Genomic DNA, 14,460 nt, shown 5'->3' with positions numbered 1-14,460 from the left:
GCCCAATGGGGGCGGTGGTTAGAGGTGGTGCGCTAAATCGAACACTGAGGTCGGAGAGCCCTTGTATTGGTTCTTCGGCTCTTCCTTCTGTCGTTGCAGCCACTTCTGGTAATACGCCGCGTTGGAGGCCTTTCGGTCTGCCGGGCTCTGCTTTGGCCTGGGCGTATCCTCACCTGGTCCCATTCGGTAGACCCGCGTGCTCAACTGGGTGGTTCTGCCGCTTGGTGGCCATCCGGTGATGTGCACCTGCTTCCTTTGGTGCAAGACGCCCAGGTACTCGTTGACCGTCACCAGCTTGATGTCCAGCACATTAGCCAGGCTTGGCCCGTCAAACTCATCCTCACCCAGGGACTGGATGTGCGCCAGGATTTGCGCTCGCTTTGTTCGTGGCATTGGCATGTTGTCTTGCCCTCCAGCTATAGGCTGCAGCAGCTGCGTTACCCTCAGCGCTGTATACCTGAATGAACTTCTCTGCGACCGGACCTGGCGCCTTGTGCTGGCAGTCCGTCGGGCAACGGCCATCATCCCGGCCAGCGAGCTGGTCCAGGGAGTGGCGGCAGAATCCGTAGTTGATCGCCCAGGTGGCCCCAGGCGCTCGCTCAGCCTGGCTGCACGGGTAGGGTGTGTCCCCGTTGCCATGCTTCGCGCTGGGAGCCTGGGTTAGGGTGTCGTCAGCAGGCATCAGGCCGCACGCTTGAGCTTCTGCTCCTTGGCGAGCAACCAGACGCGGCCACGGCCGTCCTTGTGATACCTGGTCTGCATGCGGACCTCTAGAGCGTCGTCCTTTTTGCGGGCCTGCAGCCATTTGTGCAGGGCGTTGCGTAGAGAGCCTGCTTCGCTTGGTTCGCATTCGATGCTCTGGCCAGGCTTCATTGCCGCGAAGATCGCGTCGTATTTGCCCTCTGGGGATGAACGCTGGCCGGTATAAGGATCGTTGCCGATCTTGAGCAAATCCGGGTCAATGTGCGTCATGACCTTGTGCGTTTTGCGAGTGGCGGTTGGGAATGGGCTTGCTTTGTTCATGGCGTTAAAAAACCGCCTCTTGGGCGGTCCTGAGTTAGAAGGGGATGAAGTTCGGGTCGTTAGGGTCGTTTGCATCGAAACCGCCGCTGTCAGGCGCGTCCCGTTGTTGCCGTGGCGCCGGAGCTGGCCGGTGGTCGCTCTGCCCATATCCGTCGTTCCCGCCTGGCTGCTTATCTTTGCGCTTCACTGAGAGGCTGAGGAAGGAGCTGCCGTTCTGCGCCTTCTTGATCCACCCATCAATGAAGTACTCGACGCCATCAACGTTCAGCGTGCCGGTACGATCTGGCTTGCGGTCGCCATCTTGCTTGCGGTCGTTCACGAACATGACGCCGCGATTCGTGTTGTCGTATCCACTCATAGTTGCCTTTCGTCCCTCCGGCCTTCCCGGAGGGTGTTGGTTATGCCGCGTTCTTGTAGTTGCGGATCAGGTCGACTGTTCGATGCACCTCTTGGGAAAACTCCTCAATGGCGCGTTGAAGCTTCTCAATGAACGCTTCATCCCTTGGGATGCGTCGAACAATCAACCGTGCGTTCTCTGGGAAGTCGGGGTGGTAGCTGACAAAGTCCCACCATTGGCGACCCGTGACCCACATGCACCCCTGAATCTGGGCTGTGTAGGCTGAGGGCTCGCGGGTCAGCTCTAGGTACTCGGCGTGGGTCTTCGCCTTTGGGCACTTGATTTCCACACCACCGTCCTCGTCAATTAGTCCATCAGGCGAGACGCCGGCGGGGAGGGTGTCGTGCAGGCAGAAGCCCACTTCCTCCACGAAGTTGCCTGTAAAGGCTTCATACTCGGCACGGGCGATGGGCTCGCGCTCAGTGCCGATTTCCATGTCCTGGCTGGTGTATGTCTCGGCAGCCTTCCCTGAGATGATTTCCAGGGCCAGCTGGGTGGCATAGGCTTTTCTGGTAAGGCCCTTGCCCCCCGCCAGGACATCAGCGAATCGGCTGCCAGTGGCCTTGCCAAGCCGGGCTGCGTACCAATCGTCAGTTCTCTGCGCTGCTTCGCATATCTTCATGCTTTGCCTCCACATCGGTAATCTGAGCGTCAGCGGTCGATGCAACGTTTTTCAGCGTGATGTGATGCCCAGCAAGCAATTGGCGGTCAGTGGCGGAAAGGGATTTCCAGAAGTGCTTGTAGACCTCGGTCCCCTTCTTCGCTGCTGCGTCTGCTTTCTCCAGCAAAGCGGGCGGCGCCTCTGCCGCAGGGGCAGGAGCTGGAGTTGCCGATGTTGCAAGTCCTTCACCGCCTTCTGTGTTCAGGTGGTGGATGGCTTGGTCGAGGCGCTCAGACTTGGGCCAGTACTTGTAGGCACGCTTGACGACCGTCTTCTTGGCCATCTCGCCGTAGTCTGTGTCCCAGGGCGAAGTCTTGCCCGACTTGACCGACTCGGACCGGTTTTTGATGGCGTCAATGTCGGCCTTACTCATGCAGGTGGTGAGATAGTCGCCGGTATGCGTCTTGACCACCACATAGGCGCCGACGACCTCGCCGCGATCCTGCGAGAACGGGTTGTAGGAGTGGGTGGGCGGCTTGTCGAAGCCGTTCAGCGCGAAGGCGTCACCAGCACAAACCAGCTCGGCCTGCGCCCACATGATGGAGCCGGAATCAATCGCAAGATCAATGAGGCCCATGTAGCTGATGTCTAGGCAGACCTTTCCCTTTCTGGGGACAAGGTAGGCCTGTTTCTTTGCTGGGTTCAGGCTGATGCCGATGGCAGCGATGTTCGTTACCGCGTTGACCACCGATTGGCGGTCACCTGCTGCCAGCTTGGCGATGTAGTCGCCAGATGTCAGGATCTGGATGGCAAAGCCTGCCTCGCGTTCAAAGTTGAGCGAGTGGTCGGCCAGCGCCCCCTGGAAGCTGGATTCAGCCCCATAGACGTAGTTGGTGATGGCTTGGATGGCGCTCATAGTGCGTCCTTAAACAATCGCGCCCGCACGAACAGCGGCCGCAAAAAAAGAAAGCGCCGTTATGGCGCTCCAGAGGGAGAAGTGGAAGAGGGCTCTCAAGGCTTGGACTCTCCTTTTGCCTTTTCCAGCGCTGCTCGGCGTTTGTGGATGTTGCTCTGCTTTTTATCAACGGCTGCCTGCTGCTTGACCAACTCAATGTGGCCATGTGCAATCGCCTCTTCCTTTGTCAGGTGAACCTTCTCTTTTGCGTAATTTCTGCCAGTCTCTGTTTTCAGCCAAGCATCGCCAAATGAGTATTGCTTCTTGCTCACTACAGTGACTTGAACTGGTTTGAATCCGGGTGTCAGCACCCAGCCGGTGTATGGGAAAGTCATTTCTTCTCCTGCAGCGCTTGTAGGCGCCGGTACTTAGTAAAGGTCTTGCGGATGTCGGTTTCGAGCGCCGGCACGTAGCGGCTCTTCTTCTGGCCTCGCTCGGGGCACAGTGCTCGGGTTGGCATGGTCAGCATGGGGTGGTTGTCATGCTTTCGCCTCCGTGCTTCCTGATGGAGCTTTCCCGGTGCCATTGCAACGGCGGCAGGTGCGATATTTGGTTCCCTCGGCCACACTCCAACTGGCAAAACTCTGACCGGTGTTTCCGCAGACGGAGCAATTGCCGGTTTCGGACTCGTGTTGCGCTTCAGCCGATTGCGTCTCTGCCTCGGTCACAACCGCCTTTCCATTCGGGAGCATGCGGCCATCTAGCCCGCGCCAAGTTATCTGGCCCTTGTTCACGCCGGATGTCTTGGTTCGTGTTTCGCCAAGGCTGATAAGGAAATCATTCCCGTCACCTATGCGTTCCCACTTGAAAATCTCCCAGGCAGAGGCCTTGTCGCCGATCTTCTGACGGGCCACCAGCTCCATGAAGTTGGGTGGTTGTTGAATAGTGGTCATAGCTTCTTGATCCTCACTTTCATTGGACTGCCGTCGTCTTGGGAGAGAACGAAGCTCCAGGCCTGCCAGTCGTCGGCGAACAGGCCTTCGTGCTTGGTGTCGTTGATCGAGATGGAGTAGCGCTTCATGACGTTCCTTCCGTGCGTTGGCCGCGAGCGCTTCGCCATGCGGCAATCGCGCCCAAAGCGTCCTCGGTGGACTCGGTCGCGCGCTCTGGATGCCCAAAGAGAGCGAGAAGGCGTGAGGCTTCTCGAACAGTGGCAGCTAGAACATTAATGGGATCATCAGCGCCGCTGCGCAAGGACCCGATGCACTCTTCCGAGCGATAACCGTCATCGGATCTGTAGGAAATGGTGGCCTTAACGACCAACAGTTTGGGGTCTGGCTTAGGCGAGCCCATGGCGTATTTACTCGTCATCTTCAATCCCCTCGATCTCGTTGCTAAGGCGCAGCAGGCGATCACCTGAGCAGCACCGGATGCGGTTAAGCGTTTCTCCGCCGTCGCGGGCTTCTTCAAGCAACTGGGCCAGTTGGTCGCGCACCTTGAAGAACTTGTCGACCAGCTCCATGTGCACGGCCATGGAAACGGGCGGATCGTCGTAGTCAGGCTCCATCGCATCCCAAGCGGCCTGGCCGCGAGCTAGGCGCCTCATGTTGGACAAGTCACTCATGGTTGCTCCAATAAAAACGCCGCCCGAAGGCGGCAAATCCAGCGTGGTAGTGCTGGAGTGTGTTTGTGAATAGATTGGCCAGGGTTGGCTACATCTATGAATAAAAGTCCATCATTTGGGCGGGCCGGGCTTGATTCCGGCTCCTTGTACTTCGGAGACCAATCTGCAATTTGCGGAAGTTGGTCGCGTGTCCATCCACGCCGCCACCCAAATGATGGCCCTCGTCTTTCCGAGGCGTCATGCAGTTCGATGCAAGCGGGCCGCCAGACGCCACGCATGCTCCGCCGAGCTATGCACGCTTTCGGCACAGCGAAGGGCTTCGCATTCTTGAGTGCACCAAATCATCTGATCTGATGCTCTTGGGGTGCTTATGAGGTTGCCTTGGCGATCAATGCGCTGGCCTTTCCGGTCATGTAGTTAGCATCTCCACCTTGTCGGTCGAGCCACTCTCTGATGAAGTCCAGCAGCTCAGGGGCTGCTGCGATTAGGCGGGCGTTGGCCTTTGCCTCTTCCGTGAAAGGCTGAGAGTAACCGTCCTTGCATTCAGCAATTTGCATACCTTTTGGTAGGCCATCAGGTTGATACATTGGAGAGCGGACAAGGTTTCCTATTGCCTCCCAAGGCCCTGGCGTGTGCTTCGCTTCCATCTTCATCCTTCCGCGCCTGTGCGCATAAATTGCCCTGTGGAGGGCGCTTGGGGGTTAGGGCTTGGCCAGCTCAGCGTTGCGAGACTTGGCGGCTTGCTGGAATTCGCTGAATGACATCGCCTTGATGCGCTCTGCTCGCTCTCGCAGCCTCAGGGAGCATTCATCTCTGGCTCTCTCGAAATACTGTTCTGCCGACTCGTTGGGCCGCCTGTCAATCATGTAGCCCGAGATGCTCTCCCGGTCTTGTTCCCTTTGGTATCGATCGTCCATATTTACCCCTTGTCAAAGCAAAAGGCGCCTCGGTTGAAGCGCCTTGTGTTTTCCCTCTGATGTCGCCCAGAGGGGAGCGCCGGCGGTTAGATGCCGCGCCGCAGAAATGCATCGGGCTTCGTTCTGGCGATGTACTTGAGTTCCTCATCGAGCTGCTTGCGGGTCAGCTTGTGCTTCGTCATCAGCTCCTTGGCGCGCTCATCAGATAGCTCGGCAATCAGGGCCAAAGCCTTGGTCTTTTTGGCGTCGAATTCGGCCTTCCGAGCGTCGAGTTCGTTGCGCTTTGCGATTGCCTGCTCACGCTTGTAGCGGTCAATCTGGTTGTCGATGTTCCCGCGCTTGGACAGCGGAACATTCAGTACTCCGTGATCGAGCATTGCTACTCCTTAGAAAAACGAAACGCTCCCTATGGAGCGCTTTGGTTTTCTCCCCCGGCCTAACCGGGGTTGGCTGATCTATACCCGCCGAAGCGGTCCCAGCACTTGGCCTATTGCGGTAGCCAATCCTCCACCCTTCGCACTCGCCGGAACGTGGGCCGTCCTCGGGTCATAGCGGTTAGCTCCGCGCTGTCTATCACTGCACTTCGCTATCGCTGCTAGCTGCGCTCCACTGGAGCTAGACCTTCCTCTTGCATCGAGTCGGTTCAGGGGCCGGATTGCTACCCCTTCGGTCGTTTCGCGTTCGTTGCTGCGATGGGTGTACTGTAGCAAATGCTACTGATCTATGCAAGTAGCAAATGCTACATGTTTCTTTTTTTTTGATATGGGCTGTAGCAACAGCACATCAAATACGAGGATTCGAGGGGGCGGAGCATCTTGCTGCTGCGGCTTCATGGCCACCCGGGCAACAAAAAACCGCCCTGAGGCGGTTGGAGAGGGGTTACAGACTGCGAAGGCTTATCCGCAACGGGTCGTGGGGATGTCTTCCAAGCAGCTCAACAAATCGGGGCCTGCCTAATGTGAAGAGCCGGAAAGGTTCCTGGAGGGTGGCGCGATGTCCTTAAAGCTTGGTGATGACGCGCTCTACCAGGAGTCTTCATTCTTGCGTTTAAGCTATCGATAAGGATGGTCCATTAGCATTGAAACTTCTAAAGATCTCATAGATCAACTGGTTTCTTTGTTAGTTATTTACCATTGACATCGAAATGTTCCCAGAAATTGTTGTGACTCATGAGGCATCAATGATGCTTCGTTCGTACACGCTTCACGAGGGGTACACCACCTTTGGTCGATACACGGGAAGCGAGATCTGCCTTGATGATCCAACGGTGAGCAGAGACCATGGAGCGTTTTTATTGCGCTCCGGCGTTTTGGTGGTGGTGGATCACCAAAGCTCCAATGGCATCTTCATGGATGGGCTGAGGACCAAACGGCGGGTCCTGTATGAAGGAGACCGCCTAACCGTCGGCCCCTTCGAGATCTATGTGAAGCAGGGAACTGTGCCTTCTCAAGATCTGGCTGCGTAGCTTTGTTAAGAGCTACCTCTCACACTGACCTGCTTACCCAGCCTGGGCCTCGCACAAGCGGGGCTTGTGGCAGCAACAAGCAAAGACTGCCCTGAGGCGGTTGGTTACATAGAGCTGCCTTCACTATTTCGCTTCAGACCCTCACGGTAAAGATGACCGCCGATCTCCGCCAGAGAGAACATCTCTTCTTCCGAGATAGTCCCCTCTATCTCACTCATGAACACAGCCAAGAGCGCCATAGCAGCGTCAGGGTCACAGGGGATGCCGAGCTGGTCCATTCGTTCAGCCTGCAGGCGGAAGGTCTCGATGTGTGGGTCTGGTTTTGTCATATGGGCCTCCGGCGTTGTGACAGGCAAAAAAAAGAGCCACCCTCACGGGTGGCGAACGTTGGAAATAAGAAGGCCGATCCTGGTCCACCAGGCAAGCGTGCAAGTGTTAAGAGGGAGGGAGGAGGGTGCGCACGACTTCGGCATAAAAGCAGTGGAGACATCTTAGACCTCTTTTACCACTAGGTAAGTCTCCCATGTGTTGCCAATGCAACCGCACGCGTCAAAACCAGCCCCGAGTGCCAGCTGTCGGGATGAGCTCTTGTGTGGCAGGGGTTAGGCCCAAGGCAGCAGAGGCGGATCTGTATAGAGCGACGGGAGATCTGGATAGCGTTCTGCCGCAAGGTTTTTCATCTCGTCAAAGTTCCACGGCCTGACCTGGCCATCCAGAATGCCAACATCAATGGGATCATGAATTCGGCCGTCTGCAACAATGGCGTCGATAAGTGCTATCAAAAATCGTTGAAGGTAGTCCATTGGGTTCTCCCAGAATGAGGAGCCTTCAGTCTGCGCTCATGGGCCCGCCAGATGTTGTGGGGTTCGGCCAAATTTAGCTTAGCTAGCGTTCGCTGCAGGAGCTGCTAACTTATGAGCTGCTGCAATAGCTTGCTAGCCACCAGGCAAAAGAAAAGCCACCCTGAGGTGGCTTGGGGCGGTGTTTGTAATAAAGGGACCGATCCTAGTTCGGCTGAGGTAGCCTGAGTCTGCGTGTGGCAACGTGCTATGCAGCGGAAAAACTTCCATAAGACTGTATTTATATACAGTAATTTGGAAAAACCATACATATCTTATGGGTAATTCGCAGTTTAGACGAGCAGAGGAATTCCTGATAGAGTTGCTCTCAATTTACTTTTTAGGTAAAATTTCTTCACATCTCGCGAAGCTTGACGACCTATGAAGTTAAATTGTTTAAGGAGCCACCATGGCACTCACTGAATTTGGAAAGGCATTGCGAAAGGCTAGGATCGATTCCAATGAAACTTTAGGCTCTATGGCAGATGCGCTTGGCGTATCACCTGGGTTCCTCAGCGGGGTCGAAACAGGTCGAAAAAAAATTCCGGCAGATTTGATTGGAAAGATTAAGTTCTTTTTACAGTCACATAACGTGTCTGTTGAAAATATAGACACTCTAGCAGCTGTGTCTAATCAGTCAGTTTCTCTGGAAGGCCTCTCTCCTCAACATCAAATGCTTGTTGCTGGATTCGCTCGCTCAACTTTGGATGGAGAAACTTTGCAGAAGATGGCAGAACTCTTGGCAGCCAGTGAGAGGAAGTAAAATGGATCGTCCCTCTGATCAAGGTTATCGTTTGCGGGGACATATAGTTAGCCCCCGCAGTGTAGAAGATATTCGTAGTGCAGCGATGGGCGCGCAGACTGTCTTGGGGCTTTCGGAAATGCCGCCTTCAATGCCTGATTTTTTGGAGTCGCTTACAAAATTTGGCATTACTGTTGATGTGCTGGATGATGATCGTACACTCACAATGGCAGGAGTTGAGGCAATGTGTGTTCCCGAAACTGCTACTATCATTCTTACAGAGAATACCTATGCCGCTGCTAGAAGAGACGATCCAAGAACTAGATTCACTATCTTCCACGAGTTAGGACATTTTGTTTTGCAACATACTAAAGTACTGCCGCGCAAAAGTTATGATGCAAAACCTTACCTGGATTCAGAGTGGCAAGCAGATCAATTTGCGGCGGAGATCACTATGTCACTCGAAACCATTAGGAAATATGGTCTTAATACTCCAACGGCAATAGCAAGATTTTTTAGGGTGTCTTTTCCTGCCGCAAATAAACGACACGCGCAGTTGCGCCGAAAAAACTTAATTTAATTGATGAAGGGAGTATTTATGGTTTTCATCCTGGAATGAAAAAAACCCCTAGTTATGAGCTAGAGGTTATTCCAGATAGAGGGCAAAGCCCTGCTTCTATCAAGGCGTCTTTGGTCGGACCCCTACAGTGTAACTGTCCTCGTGATGTGAAGCAAGCTTTGCTGGTGTAACAGTCATTACGCTGAGGGCTTCAACATGTCAATGTGCATGTTCCCGAAGGGCGTGCATGTACGAGCGTACGTTCGATTTCGCTTTGGGCGACTGGAAAACGTGTGTTCGCACTGCCGCTCTTTCCCAGGACAACTTACGCTGTTCTGAGATCATGAGTCAACGTGCCCAGTAACAACTGGTGGCGGCAGTCAGGCTTGCCGTGTCCATCTGTCCAAATAATTATGGCTTAGGCCAATTGAGGAGCCACCTTTCGGTGGCTTTCTCTTTTTGCGCAGGGTGGAAGTGATAGCTTCCCAGCTTAAATGGATGTGCATCCAAGTGCTGAGAGATTGCTCGTCCCTCTAACGCAAAGGATGCGCAGCCAATCTCCCTCAGCCTGAGCCCCACATCACAAGTCAGGCAGCATCGTCCACTGCCGCCTGCTTCCTGACGCGCGGCAGCTCATAGTGTTGACCTGGAAAGAAGGCTCTCTCGATCTCGCGAAGCCTGTTCACACCGAGACCCTTGATCTTGAGAAGCTCAGCCGGCCCCACCGCCTTAAGTTCCTCAGGAGTAGTGATTCCAGCATCGAACAGGACCTTGACTGTGGACGGGTCGAGGGAGCCATTAAGTGATGAGCCGTGGATGTGTCGCACTGGCGAATAGACCCGTGCCGGTGTGAACAACTTACCTGGGAAGAACGCTCTCTCAATCTGACGGAAGCGGTACATGCCCAGGCCCCACATCTTCACGAGTTGATGCGGATAGGCGCTGCGCAGCGCTTCCACCGTATGAATCCCATTCCTTTCGAGAATTCGCTTCACTCGGGGTTGAAGTACGTCGCCCAGGGGTGTTTCGGATTGCTGATCGTCTTGCATGCTGAGCATCATAGTTGGTGAGGCTCGTCGTCCGCCTGGTGCTGGAGGGGGCGTAAAAAAGCCCTCCGAAGAGGGCTCTTGATCAGTTCGACTTGCGCCGGCGCATGAGGCCCATGGACCCAGCAACCACCCCGGACAGGAGCAGCAGACCAAACCCGCCCAGGGTGGGTACAGGCGTTGGTGCAACTGGTGCAATTGCTTGTGGGGTCAGAGTGACAGTAGCCAAGGAGCAGAGGCCTCGTGTGTTGCAGGCCTGGTACTGGAAAGTCACTGGGGCGGTGAAATTGTTTGTGGGAGTGAATACGATCTGGCCACCTGAATAGGTCAGAGCGCCGACAGCAGGGTCAGACAAGGCGAGAGCGTAAGAAGTGTCAAGCGTTGCGCCCGCCTCATCATTGGAGAGAACGTTGATGGTGGTTGGCTGCGAGCGCGATGCGGTTACCGCATCGTCTGTCAAAACAGGAGGTAGTACTGCGCCGCAACCGTTGGCTCCTCGAGCAACCCAATTCACCATGTTACCCATCAACGTTTCCATGTTGGATTGTGCGGTGCCGCCCTCACCAGCAGCATCGAAATAGTCAAAAGGAGACAGTGCGATGCAACCTCCAGTCACGGGCGATGCAGATATGACTGCGGGATAGGTTGTTCCAGCACCATCAAAAGTGGCAGCAACAGACCACTCTGCAGTCAAGCCAGTGAGCCGGTATACGTACTCACTACCTCCAGCCATTGAGAACGGATTCGGAAGTCCAGTCATCAAAGGGCTAGATGGATCAACAATTTGGAGTGGTATGTTGCTACCAAAATCCATTTGGCCTCCAGCAGCCGTTCCCGCAAATAAATTGCAAGGATTATTGACAGGAACGTATGTGCCCGGCTCTGGCTGGAACAGAAGCGTTGCCACATTCCATTCGGTAATCAAGCCTTTGCCGGTAGCCAAAAATTCGGAGATTTTGGCGCAGGTCGTTGCTGAATTGGAGTAAGCATGTCCTACAACCAGTACGTCATAATTTTGTAGCGCTCCACCGTCAATGTCGGAAGCCGATACGTTTGTCACCATATTGGTAGCAGCTACCGACGGAGCTGGGAAAGTTGAAAACTCGTCAGACCAAAAGGCGATGTTCGCTGCTTGGGCAGTCCCCAAGGCAAACAGCGAGAGTCCGGCGAGGCTGATCCATTTGGATAGCTTGTTGCCTCGGCGAGAGCGCGAAAGATTCGAGTGTTTGAATAAGTTCATCGGTTAACCTATAGACACAGTTACTAACAATTAAGCAGCGAATGTCATCCAAATGTTTCAAGGTGTCAATAGCTGAAATTGTTGATCGGGTAAACACTAATTGCACCCGAGCAATCATTCGCAAAAAAGCCCGCGTCTGCGGGCTGCTGGGTGGGGTTGATCGTGCCCCCGCCGGCATCGCAGCGGGGGAGGGCTAAAGCACTCATTGCTTGGTTTCGCCTCGGCAGACCATCCCCGCTGCCTCTCCCATCCCAAGTACAACGTACTGCACCGGCTTACCCTTCTCGACAAAAGTCATGCCGAGAAATGGTTCATAGCCGCCATATGCACCATAACTATTTTTGGCATTCACAGACCCGCACAGGCGCCAAGCCCCAGCCGTTTCAGAGGGCGTCTGAGTGAGATCTTTGAATTTAGCGCTGTCCGCATCTTTCAGCGTGTCCTCAAATGCTTCCTTAAGCGCTTTTTGGTTGATGGCAGGCGGTTTCGCGGCGAAGGACGAACCGCCTATGAGCAAACACGCAACTAGCAAATAGAAATTTTTCACATCAACTCCAGTTATTTTTTAGCGAACAACCGACCGAGCGCGCCCTAGCACTGGCGGCATAGCGGTGGGGAGAGGGTGTCAGTCTTGTTTGGCTACTTCAGCGGGAGGAGTGGCATCCGGGACTTGAGGTGTGGATGCAACTTGGTCCGCTACAGCAATTTTATTTGCCGTCTCGCTGGGCTGCTTAGCTTGAAGTGTGGGTGTACCCATGCTGCATTTCTTGAGAATGGCAGCCTGCTGCAACGCATCATGTTCACCCTTTAGCTTTGCATACTCCGCCTCTTGCTGCTTCGTACCGCCCAGCGCGAAGAGGGCCGGCCAGAACAAAACAATTCCCACGCCAGTGATCGCTTTGTCATTCGAGGCGGCCTCGTCAAGTCTGCCGCTAAGCTGTGTAACCTTGCCTGATAGGCGTGCGTTCTCAGCAGTGATCTGATCGCAATCGTATGTGTTGTACTGCATTGGCGAGACATAAGACGCCGCAATATCCTTCGATGCAGTGGAGCAGCCCGTAAGGACCAGCCCTGCACAAGCCACCCCAGACAAAATAGTTTTCATGTTGCACTCGTAACAAAAAACAACATTTTATAAGATGTTGTCTTACAGATCCTTACGCGCTCAACAGGCGTCAGTCATTGTCCGGACTTGTTCGCTTTCGTGAAGGCCTGAAGGGAAGTCTCCATGCAGATATCAAAGTGTTGCTTGGCTGCATTAGCAGGCGATACGGGAAGACTTCTAGCTTTTTCGAGCATGTCCCTAACCACAGGGCTTGAGTAATCCATATCAGGATAGGTGGGCGTTGCGTTCGGCCCGCCGTTGATCATGATCTTCGCAATGATCAATGCTTCTGCGTTGCATTTTGCCCCGTTGGCTGCCCCAAGCTCATAACCCATTTGAGAGGACACGGCCGCCGCATTGGTATTGTCAGATTTCCCACACGCTGAAAGTAGTGCTACACAAGCGGCTCCAATCACCAATATCTTCATATTCGCTCGCTTTGCTTATGGACGATCTCCCCGAGCAAAAACACTCCTTCATGGCATGCCTTGCGCGGATACAGGCGCTTGTCAGGATTATCTGAAGACAACCACCACTTACCCTCGTCACGCACTAAGCGCTTGATGACAAGCTCACCCTCATAGTTAACAGCGAAGACTGTGCCATCCATTGGCTCAGTCTGCTCCGTATTTACTACGACAGTATCGCCGTCGTACAAACCTGGTTCCATGCTCCCGTTCACTACAGTAGTCGCGAACAGCTTTTCAGGCCTGTAACCTTTGCTCTCGTACCAGCTGCGCTGGAAGACGATGGGCGGGGCGGAGCCATCCAAGTATGACACGCTAAAACCCGATGCGCCGGCCGACAGCTTGAACACCACTCGCCGGATTGCAGGGAAATCTGGGTTGTTTTCTAGCGCTATCAAAGTTGGTCTGACGGCGTCATCTTCGGTGTCGAACCATCCCGTATAGCCTGGGATGTTGTGGACCGCCATCACGGTCTTTTCACTGATTACGCGCTCGCCACGCAACATTTGACCTACGTACGCGCCGTCTTTGTACCCAAGGCGACGCCCAAGCGCAGCGTTGCCACCTTCCCGCTGGGCAAGGTCTGCCAAACGCTTAATGCGCCACTCCTGAAGCTCATGTTCATCCATGAGCCAGACAGTAGCAGATGCTTCAGTAGCAAAAGCTACTTGCGAAACTGTAGCAAATGCTATAGACTTTGTTTTCATGAAGCTATCCGAGTATTTCTTGAAGCCAAACGCCCTCAGCGTTGGGGAGTTGCGTGCGCGCATTAGTGCGAAGAGTGATGCCCAGGTTCGCCAATGGCGGGATGGCTATCAAAACCGCCGGCCAAGTCCTGCCTACGCAGTAGCGATCGAGCAAGCAACTGGCGGGCAGGTCACTCGCAAAGACCTGTACCCAAGTGAGTGGGGCGCCATTTGGCCAGAACTCATCAAGAGCAAAAAGGAGGCTGCATGACTGCATCACACCTCCCACTGCCGATGGCATATGCAGACCCTGCATTTGATGCCTGCATCGCAGTGGCCTTGGACACCCCCGAACTCATCACTGAATTCGACCGCCTTTATGGCGCAGACCTGATGAGCGGCAAGGTTGCCGAGGGCGATATGCGCGTTTTCGTGAACTTCGTCCACCGCTGCTTGTATCTGGCATTGCCCGACGAATCCATCCATTCCATGCGCAGAGCGGCCATCGCTCTTGCTGCCTAACTGATTTCCAACCCCGTGTTTTTGTAGAGAGAGGAAGAACACACCATGTATGCAGACCCTGTCCACATTCGTTCCAAGCGCGTGAACCTGTCGCTGAACAGCACCGAGATGCGTGTTGTGGAAGCGATGGCTGAGCTGCACGGCGTACAGCCGTCCGTCTTCATCCGTGAATTGGCCATGGAGGCTTTGAAGCATTTGCATGGCTCCAAGTCTGCAACTGGTGCCGAGGAAAAGCGACGCGCTTATGCGTAACCGTTCAGGAACTCCCCAGTGCAACCAACCCATGACACCACATTTGCAGGCAATGACCTCTCCGCACTAGAAGCCGAAGC

General features: G+C 54.5%; 26 protein-coding genes. 6 read left to right on the top strand and 20 right to left on the bottom strand.

The window, feature by feature from the left end:
* Positions 1–18: 18 nt before the first annotated feature.
* The 12 genes from N4T19_RS08105 to N4T19_RS08050 form a co-directional block, all read right to left on the bottom strand.
* Entirely contained in the window at positions 19–399 is a 381-nt protein-coding gene (locus N4T19_RS08105; RefSeq protein WP_260719870.1) for a hypothetical protein, read from the bottom strand.
* A gap of 282 nt (positions 400–681) precedes the next feature.
* On the bottom strand, positions 682–972 hold the full coding sequence (locus N4T19_RS08100) for a hypothetical protein (RefSeq protein WP_260719869.1): 291 nt from the start codon (positions 970–972) through the stop codon (positions 682–684).
* Positions 973–1,057: 85 nt separating this feature from the next.
* Positions 1,058–1,381, bottom strand: a complete 324-nt coding sequence (locus N4T19_RS08095) for a hypothetical protein (RefSeq protein WP_260719868.1) — start codon at positions 1,379–1,381, stop codon at positions 1,058–1,060.
* 40 nt (positions 1,382–1,421) lie between these two features.
* Positions 1,422–2,042 (bottom strand): lambda exonuclease family protein, encoded by a 621-nt coding sequence (locus N4T19_RS08090; protein WP_260719867.1) that lies wholly within the window; start codon positions 2,040–2,042, stop codon positions 1,422–1,424.
* Positions 2,011–2,937, bottom strand: a complete 927-nt coding sequence (locus N4T19_RS08085) for a recombinase RecT (protein ID WP_260719866.1) — start codon at positions 2,935–2,937, stop codon at positions 2,011–2,013. Before N4T19_RS08085 ends, N4T19_RS08090 begins: the two co-directional genes overlap by 32 nt.
* Before the next feature lie 95 nt (positions 2,938–3,032).
* A complete protein-coding gene (locus tag N4T19_RS08080) occupies positions 3,033–3,311 on the bottom strand; it encodes a hypothetical protein (RefSeq protein ID WP_260719865.1) in 279 nt (92 codons plus the stop codon).
* Positions 3,308–3,436, bottom strand: a complete 129-nt coding sequence (locus tag N4T19_RS08075) for a hypothetical protein (protein ID WP_260719864.1) — start codon at positions 3,434–3,436, stop codon at positions 3,308–3,310. Before N4T19_RS08075 ends, N4T19_RS08080 begins: the two co-directional genes overlap by 4 nt.
* Before the next feature lie 19 nt (positions 3,437–3,455).
* Positions 3,456–3,869, bottom strand: coding sequence for a hypothetical protein (locus N4T19_RS08070; RefSeq protein ID WP_260719863.1), 414 nt, complete (start codon positions 3,867–3,869; stop codon positions 3,456–3,458).
* Positions 3,866–3,997, bottom strand: coding sequence for a hypothetical protein (locus tag N4T19_RS08065; protein ID WP_260719862.1), 132 nt, complete (start codon positions 3,995–3,997; stop codon positions 3,866–3,868). Before N4T19_RS08065 ends, N4T19_RS08070 begins: the two co-directional genes overlap by 4 nt.
* A gap of 279 nt (positions 3,998–4,276) precedes the next feature.
* Complete coding sequence (locus N4T19_RS08060) at positions 4,277–4,540, bottom strand: hypothetical protein (RefSeq protein WP_260719861.1); 264 nt, start codon at positions 4,538–4,540, stop codon at positions 4,277–4,279.
* Between the two features lie 368 nt (positions 4,541–4,908).
* Entirely contained in the window at positions 4,909–5,187 is a 279-nt protein-coding gene (locus N4T19_RS08055) for a hypothetical protein (protein WP_260719860.1), read from the bottom strand.
* 356 nt (positions 5,188–5,543) lie between these two features.
* A complete protein-coding gene (locus N4T19_RS08050; protein ID WP_260719859.1) occupies positions 5,544–5,834 on the bottom strand; it encodes a hypothetical protein in 291 nt (96 codons plus the stop codon).
* Positions 5,835–6,601: 767 nt separating this feature from the next.
* Between N4T19_RS08050 and N4T19_RS08045 the strand changes: the two genes are divergently transcribed.
* Positions 6,602–6,922: an FHA domain-containing protein gene (locus tag N4T19_RS08045; RefSeq protein WP_260719858.1), complete on the top strand. Its 321-nt coding sequence runs from the start codon at positions 6,602–6,604 to the stop codon at positions 6,920–6,922.
* Positions 6,923–7,026: 104 nt separating this feature from the next.
* Here N4T19_RS08045 and N4T19_RS08040 read toward each other — a convergent pair whose 3' ends face one another.
* Together N4T19_RS08040 and N4T19_RS08035 are read right to left on the bottom strand one after the other, a co-directional pair.
* Positions 7,027–7,251: a hypothetical protein gene (locus tag N4T19_RS08040; protein WP_260719857.1), complete on the bottom strand. Its 225-nt coding sequence runs from the start codon at positions 7,249–7,251 to the stop codon at positions 7,027–7,029.
* Between the two features lie 273 nt (positions 7,252–7,524).
* Positions 7,525–7,725, bottom strand: a complete 201-nt coding sequence (locus tag N4T19_RS08035; protein WP_260719856.1) for a hypothetical protein — start codon at positions 7,723–7,725, stop codon at positions 7,525–7,527.
* A 445-nt stretch (positions 7,726–8,170) separates the two neighbouring features.
* Here N4T19_RS08035 and N4T19_RS08030 point away from each other — a divergent pair, with 445 nt between their 5' ends.
* Together N4T19_RS08030 and N4T19_RS08025 are read left to right on the top strand one after the other, a co-directional pair.
* Positions 8,171–8,524 (top strand): helix-turn-helix domain-containing protein, encoded by a 354-nt coding sequence (locus N4T19_RS08030; protein WP_260719855.1) that lies wholly within the window; start codon positions 8,171–8,173, stop codon positions 8,522–8,524.
* A 1-nt stretch (position 8,525) separates the two neighbouring features.
* Positions 8,526–9,083, top strand: a complete 558-nt coding sequence (locus tag N4T19_RS08025; RefSeq protein ID WP_260719854.1) for an ImmA/IrrE family metallo-endopeptidase — start codon at positions 8,526–8,528, stop codon at positions 9,081–9,083.
* 566 nt (positions 9,084–9,649) lie between these two features.
* Here N4T19_RS08025 and N4T19_RS08020 read toward each other — a convergent pair.
* The 6 genes from N4T19_RS08020 to N4T19_RS07995 form a co-directional block, all read right to left on the bottom strand.
* Positions 9,650–10,111, bottom strand: a complete 462-nt coding sequence (locus N4T19_RS08020) for a helix-hairpin-helix domain-containing protein (RefSeq protein ID WP_260719853.1) — start codon at positions 10,109–10,111, stop codon at positions 9,650–9,652.
* 82 nt (positions 10,112–10,193) lie between these two features.
* Positions 10,194–11,348 carry an Ig-like domain-containing protein gene (locus N4T19_RS08015; RefSeq protein WP_260719852.1) on the bottom strand — a complete coding sequence of 385 codons (1,155 nt, stop codon included), beginning with the start codon at positions 11,346–11,348 and terminating at the stop codon, positions 10,194–10,196.
* A gap of 202 nt (positions 11,349–11,550) precedes the next feature.
* On the bottom strand, positions 11,551–11,895 hold the full coding sequence (locus N4T19_RS08010) for a hypothetical protein (RefSeq protein ID WP_182342650.1): 345 nt from the start codon (positions 11,893–11,895) through the stop codon (positions 11,551–11,553).
* A gap of 78 nt (positions 11,896–11,973) precedes the next feature.
* Entirely contained in the window at positions 11,974–12,453 is a 480-nt protein-coding gene (locus N4T19_RS08005) for a hypothetical protein (RefSeq protein ID WP_260719851.1), read from the bottom strand.
* 74 nt (positions 12,454–12,527) lie between these two features.
* A complete protein-coding gene (locus N4T19_RS08000; RefSeq protein ID WP_260719850.1) occupies positions 12,528–12,881 on the bottom strand; it encodes a hypothetical protein in 354 nt (117 codons plus the stop codon).
* Positions 12,878–13,549, bottom strand: coding sequence for a S24 family peptidase (locus N4T19_RS07995; RefSeq protein WP_182342644.1), 672 nt, complete (start codon positions 13,547–13,549; stop codon positions 12,878–12,880). The genes N4T19_RS08000 and N4T19_RS07995 overlap by 4 nt, the downstream gene beginning before the upstream one ends.
* Between N4T19_RS07995 and N4T19_RS07990 the strand changes: the two genes are divergently transcribed.
* Genes N4T19_RS07990 through N4T19_RS07980 form a run of 3 tightly spaced genes read left to right on the top strand, consistent with a single transcriptional unit; the run spans position 13,548 to position 14,380 of the window.
* A complete protein-coding gene (locus N4T19_RS07990) occupies positions 13,548–13,877 on the top strand; it encodes a transcriptional regulator (protein ID WP_260719849.1) in 330 nt (109 codons plus the stop codon). The two genes, N4T19_RS07995 and N4T19_RS07990, sit on opposite strands and share 2 nt — an antisense overlap.
* Complete coding sequence (locus N4T19_RS07985; protein ID WP_260719848.1) at positions 13,874–14,128, top strand: hypothetical protein; 255 nt, start codon at positions 13,874–13,876, stop codon at positions 14,126–14,128. The genes N4T19_RS07990 and N4T19_RS07985 overlap by 4 nt, the downstream gene beginning before the upstream one ends.
* A gap of 45 nt (positions 14,129–14,173) precedes the next feature.
* Entirely contained in the window at positions 14,174–14,380 is a 207-nt protein-coding gene (locus N4T19_RS07980) for a hypothetical protein (protein WP_182342638.1), read from the top strand.
* The last annotated feature ends 80 nt before the right edge of the window (positions 14,381–14,460 follow it).

Origin of the sequence: Comamonas squillarum (assembly GCF_025309455.1) — a bacterium.
In the GTDB taxonomy this organism is placed as follows: Bacteria; Pseudomonadota; Gammaproteobacteria; order Burkholderiales; family Burkholderiaceae_C; genus Comamonas; species Comamonas squillarum.
The sequence above is the reverse complement of the archived record's forward strand: the minus strand, read 5'-3'. Positions and strand labels throughout refer to the sequence as shown.

What these genes read in the sequence shown, in the direction of transcription:
- N4T19_RS08050 (WP_260719859.1), bottom strand. Translation starts at nt 5,834, where the DNA reads ATGCTCGATCACGGAGTACTGAATGTTCCGCTGTCCAAGCGCGGGAAC.
- N4T19_RS08100 (WP_260719869.1), bottom strand. Translation starts at nt 972, where the DNA reads ATGACGCACATTGACCCGGATTTGCTCAAGATCGGCAACGATCCTTAT.
- N4T19_RS08065 (WP_260719862.1), bottom strand. Translation starts at nt 3,997, where the DNA reads ATGAAGCGCTACTCCATCTCGATCAACGACACCAAGCACGAAGGCCTG.
- N4T19_RS08055 (WP_260719860.1), bottom strand. Translation starts at nt 5,187, where the DNA reads ATGGAAGCGAAGCACACGCCAGGGCCTTGGGAGGCAATAGGAAACCTT.
- N4T19_RS08025 (WP_260719854.1), top strand. Translation starts at nt 8,526, where the DNA reads ATGGATCGTCCCTCTGATCAAGGTTATCGTTTGCGGGGACATATAGTT.
- N4T19_RS08000 (WP_260719850.1), bottom strand. Translation starts at nt 12,881, where the DNA reads ATGAAGATATTGGTGATTGGAGCCGCTTGTGTAGCACTACTTTCAGCG.
- N4T19_RS08035 (WP_260719856.1), bottom strand. Translation starts at nt 7,725, where the DNA reads ATGGACTACCTTCAACGATTTTTGATAGCACTTATCGACGCCATTGTT.
- N4T19_RS07980 (WP_182342638.1), top strand. Translation starts at nt 14,174, where the DNA reads ATGTATGCAGACCCTGTCCACATTCGTTCCAAGCGCGTGAACCTGTCG.
- N4T19_RS07990 (WP_260719849.1), top strand. Translation starts at nt 13,548, where the DNA reads ATGAGCCAGACAGTAGCAGATGCTTCAGTAGCAAAAGCTACTTGCGAA.
- N4T19_RS08005 (WP_260719851.1), bottom strand. Translation starts at nt 12,453, where the DNA reads ATGAAAACTATTTTGTCTGGGGTGGCTTGTGCAGGGCTGGTCCTTACG.
- N4T19_RS08045 (WP_260719858.1), top strand. Translation starts at nt 6,602, where the DNA reads ATGTTCCCAGAAATTGTTGTGACTCATGAGGCATCAATGATGCTTCGT.
- N4T19_RS08085 (WP_260719866.1), bottom strand. Translation starts at nt 2,937, where the DNA reads ATGAGCGCCATCCAAGCCATCACCAACTACGTCTATGGGGCTGAATCC.
- N4T19_RS08075 (WP_260719864.1), bottom strand. Translation starts at nt 3,436, where the DNA reads ATGCCAACCCGAGCACTGTGCCCCGAGCGAGGCCAGAAGAAGAGCCGC.
- N4T19_RS08080 (WP_260719865.1), bottom strand. Translation starts at nt 3,311, where the DNA reads ATGACTTTCCCATACACCGGCTGGGTGCTGACACCCGGATTCAAACCA.
- N4T19_RS08090 (WP_260719867.1), bottom strand. Translation starts at nt 2,042, where the DNA reads ATGAAGATATGCGAAGCAGCGCAGAGAACTGACGATTGGTACGCAGCC.
- N4T19_RS08020 (WP_260719853.1), bottom strand. Translation starts at nt 10,111, where the DNA reads ATGCAAGACGATCAGCAATCCGAAACACCCCTGGGCGACGTACTTCAA.
- N4T19_RS08040 (WP_260719857.1), bottom strand. Translation starts at nt 7,251, where the DNA reads ATGACAAAACCAGACCCACACATCGAGACCTTCCGCCTGCAGGCTGAA.
- N4T19_RS08095 (WP_260719868.1), bottom strand. Translation starts at nt 1,381, where the DNA reads ATGAGTGGATACGACAACACGAATCGCGGCGTCATGTTCGTGAACGAC.
- N4T19_RS08015 (WP_260719852.1), bottom strand. Translation starts at nt 11,348, where the DNA reads ATGAACTTATTCAAACACTCGAATCTTTCGCGCTCTCGCCGAGGCAAC.
- N4T19_RS08070 (WP_260719863.1), bottom strand. Translation starts at nt 3,869, where the DNA reads ATGACCACTATTCAACAACCACCCAACTTCATGGAGCTGGTGGCCCGT.
- N4T19_RS07985 (WP_260719848.1), top strand. Translation starts at nt 13,874, where the DNA reads ATGACTGCATCACACCTCCCACTGCCGATGGCATATGCAGACCCTGCA.
- N4T19_RS08060 (WP_260719861.1), bottom strand. Translation starts at nt 4,540, where the DNA reads ATGAGTGACTTGTCCAACATGAGGCGCCTAGCTCGCGGCCAGGCCGCT.
- N4T19_RS08030 (WP_260719855.1), top strand. Translation starts at nt 8,171, where the DNA reads ATGGCACTCACTGAATTTGGAAAGGCATTGCGAAAGGCTAGGATCGAT.
- N4T19_RS08105 (WP_260719870.1), bottom strand. Translation starts at nt 399, where the DNA reads ATGCCAATGCCACGAACAAAGCGAGCGCAAATCCTGGCGCACATCCAG.
- N4T19_RS07995 (WP_182342644.1), bottom strand. Translation starts at nt 13,549, where the DNA reads ATGGATGAACATGAGCTTCAGGAGTGGCGCATTAAGCGTTTGGCAGAC.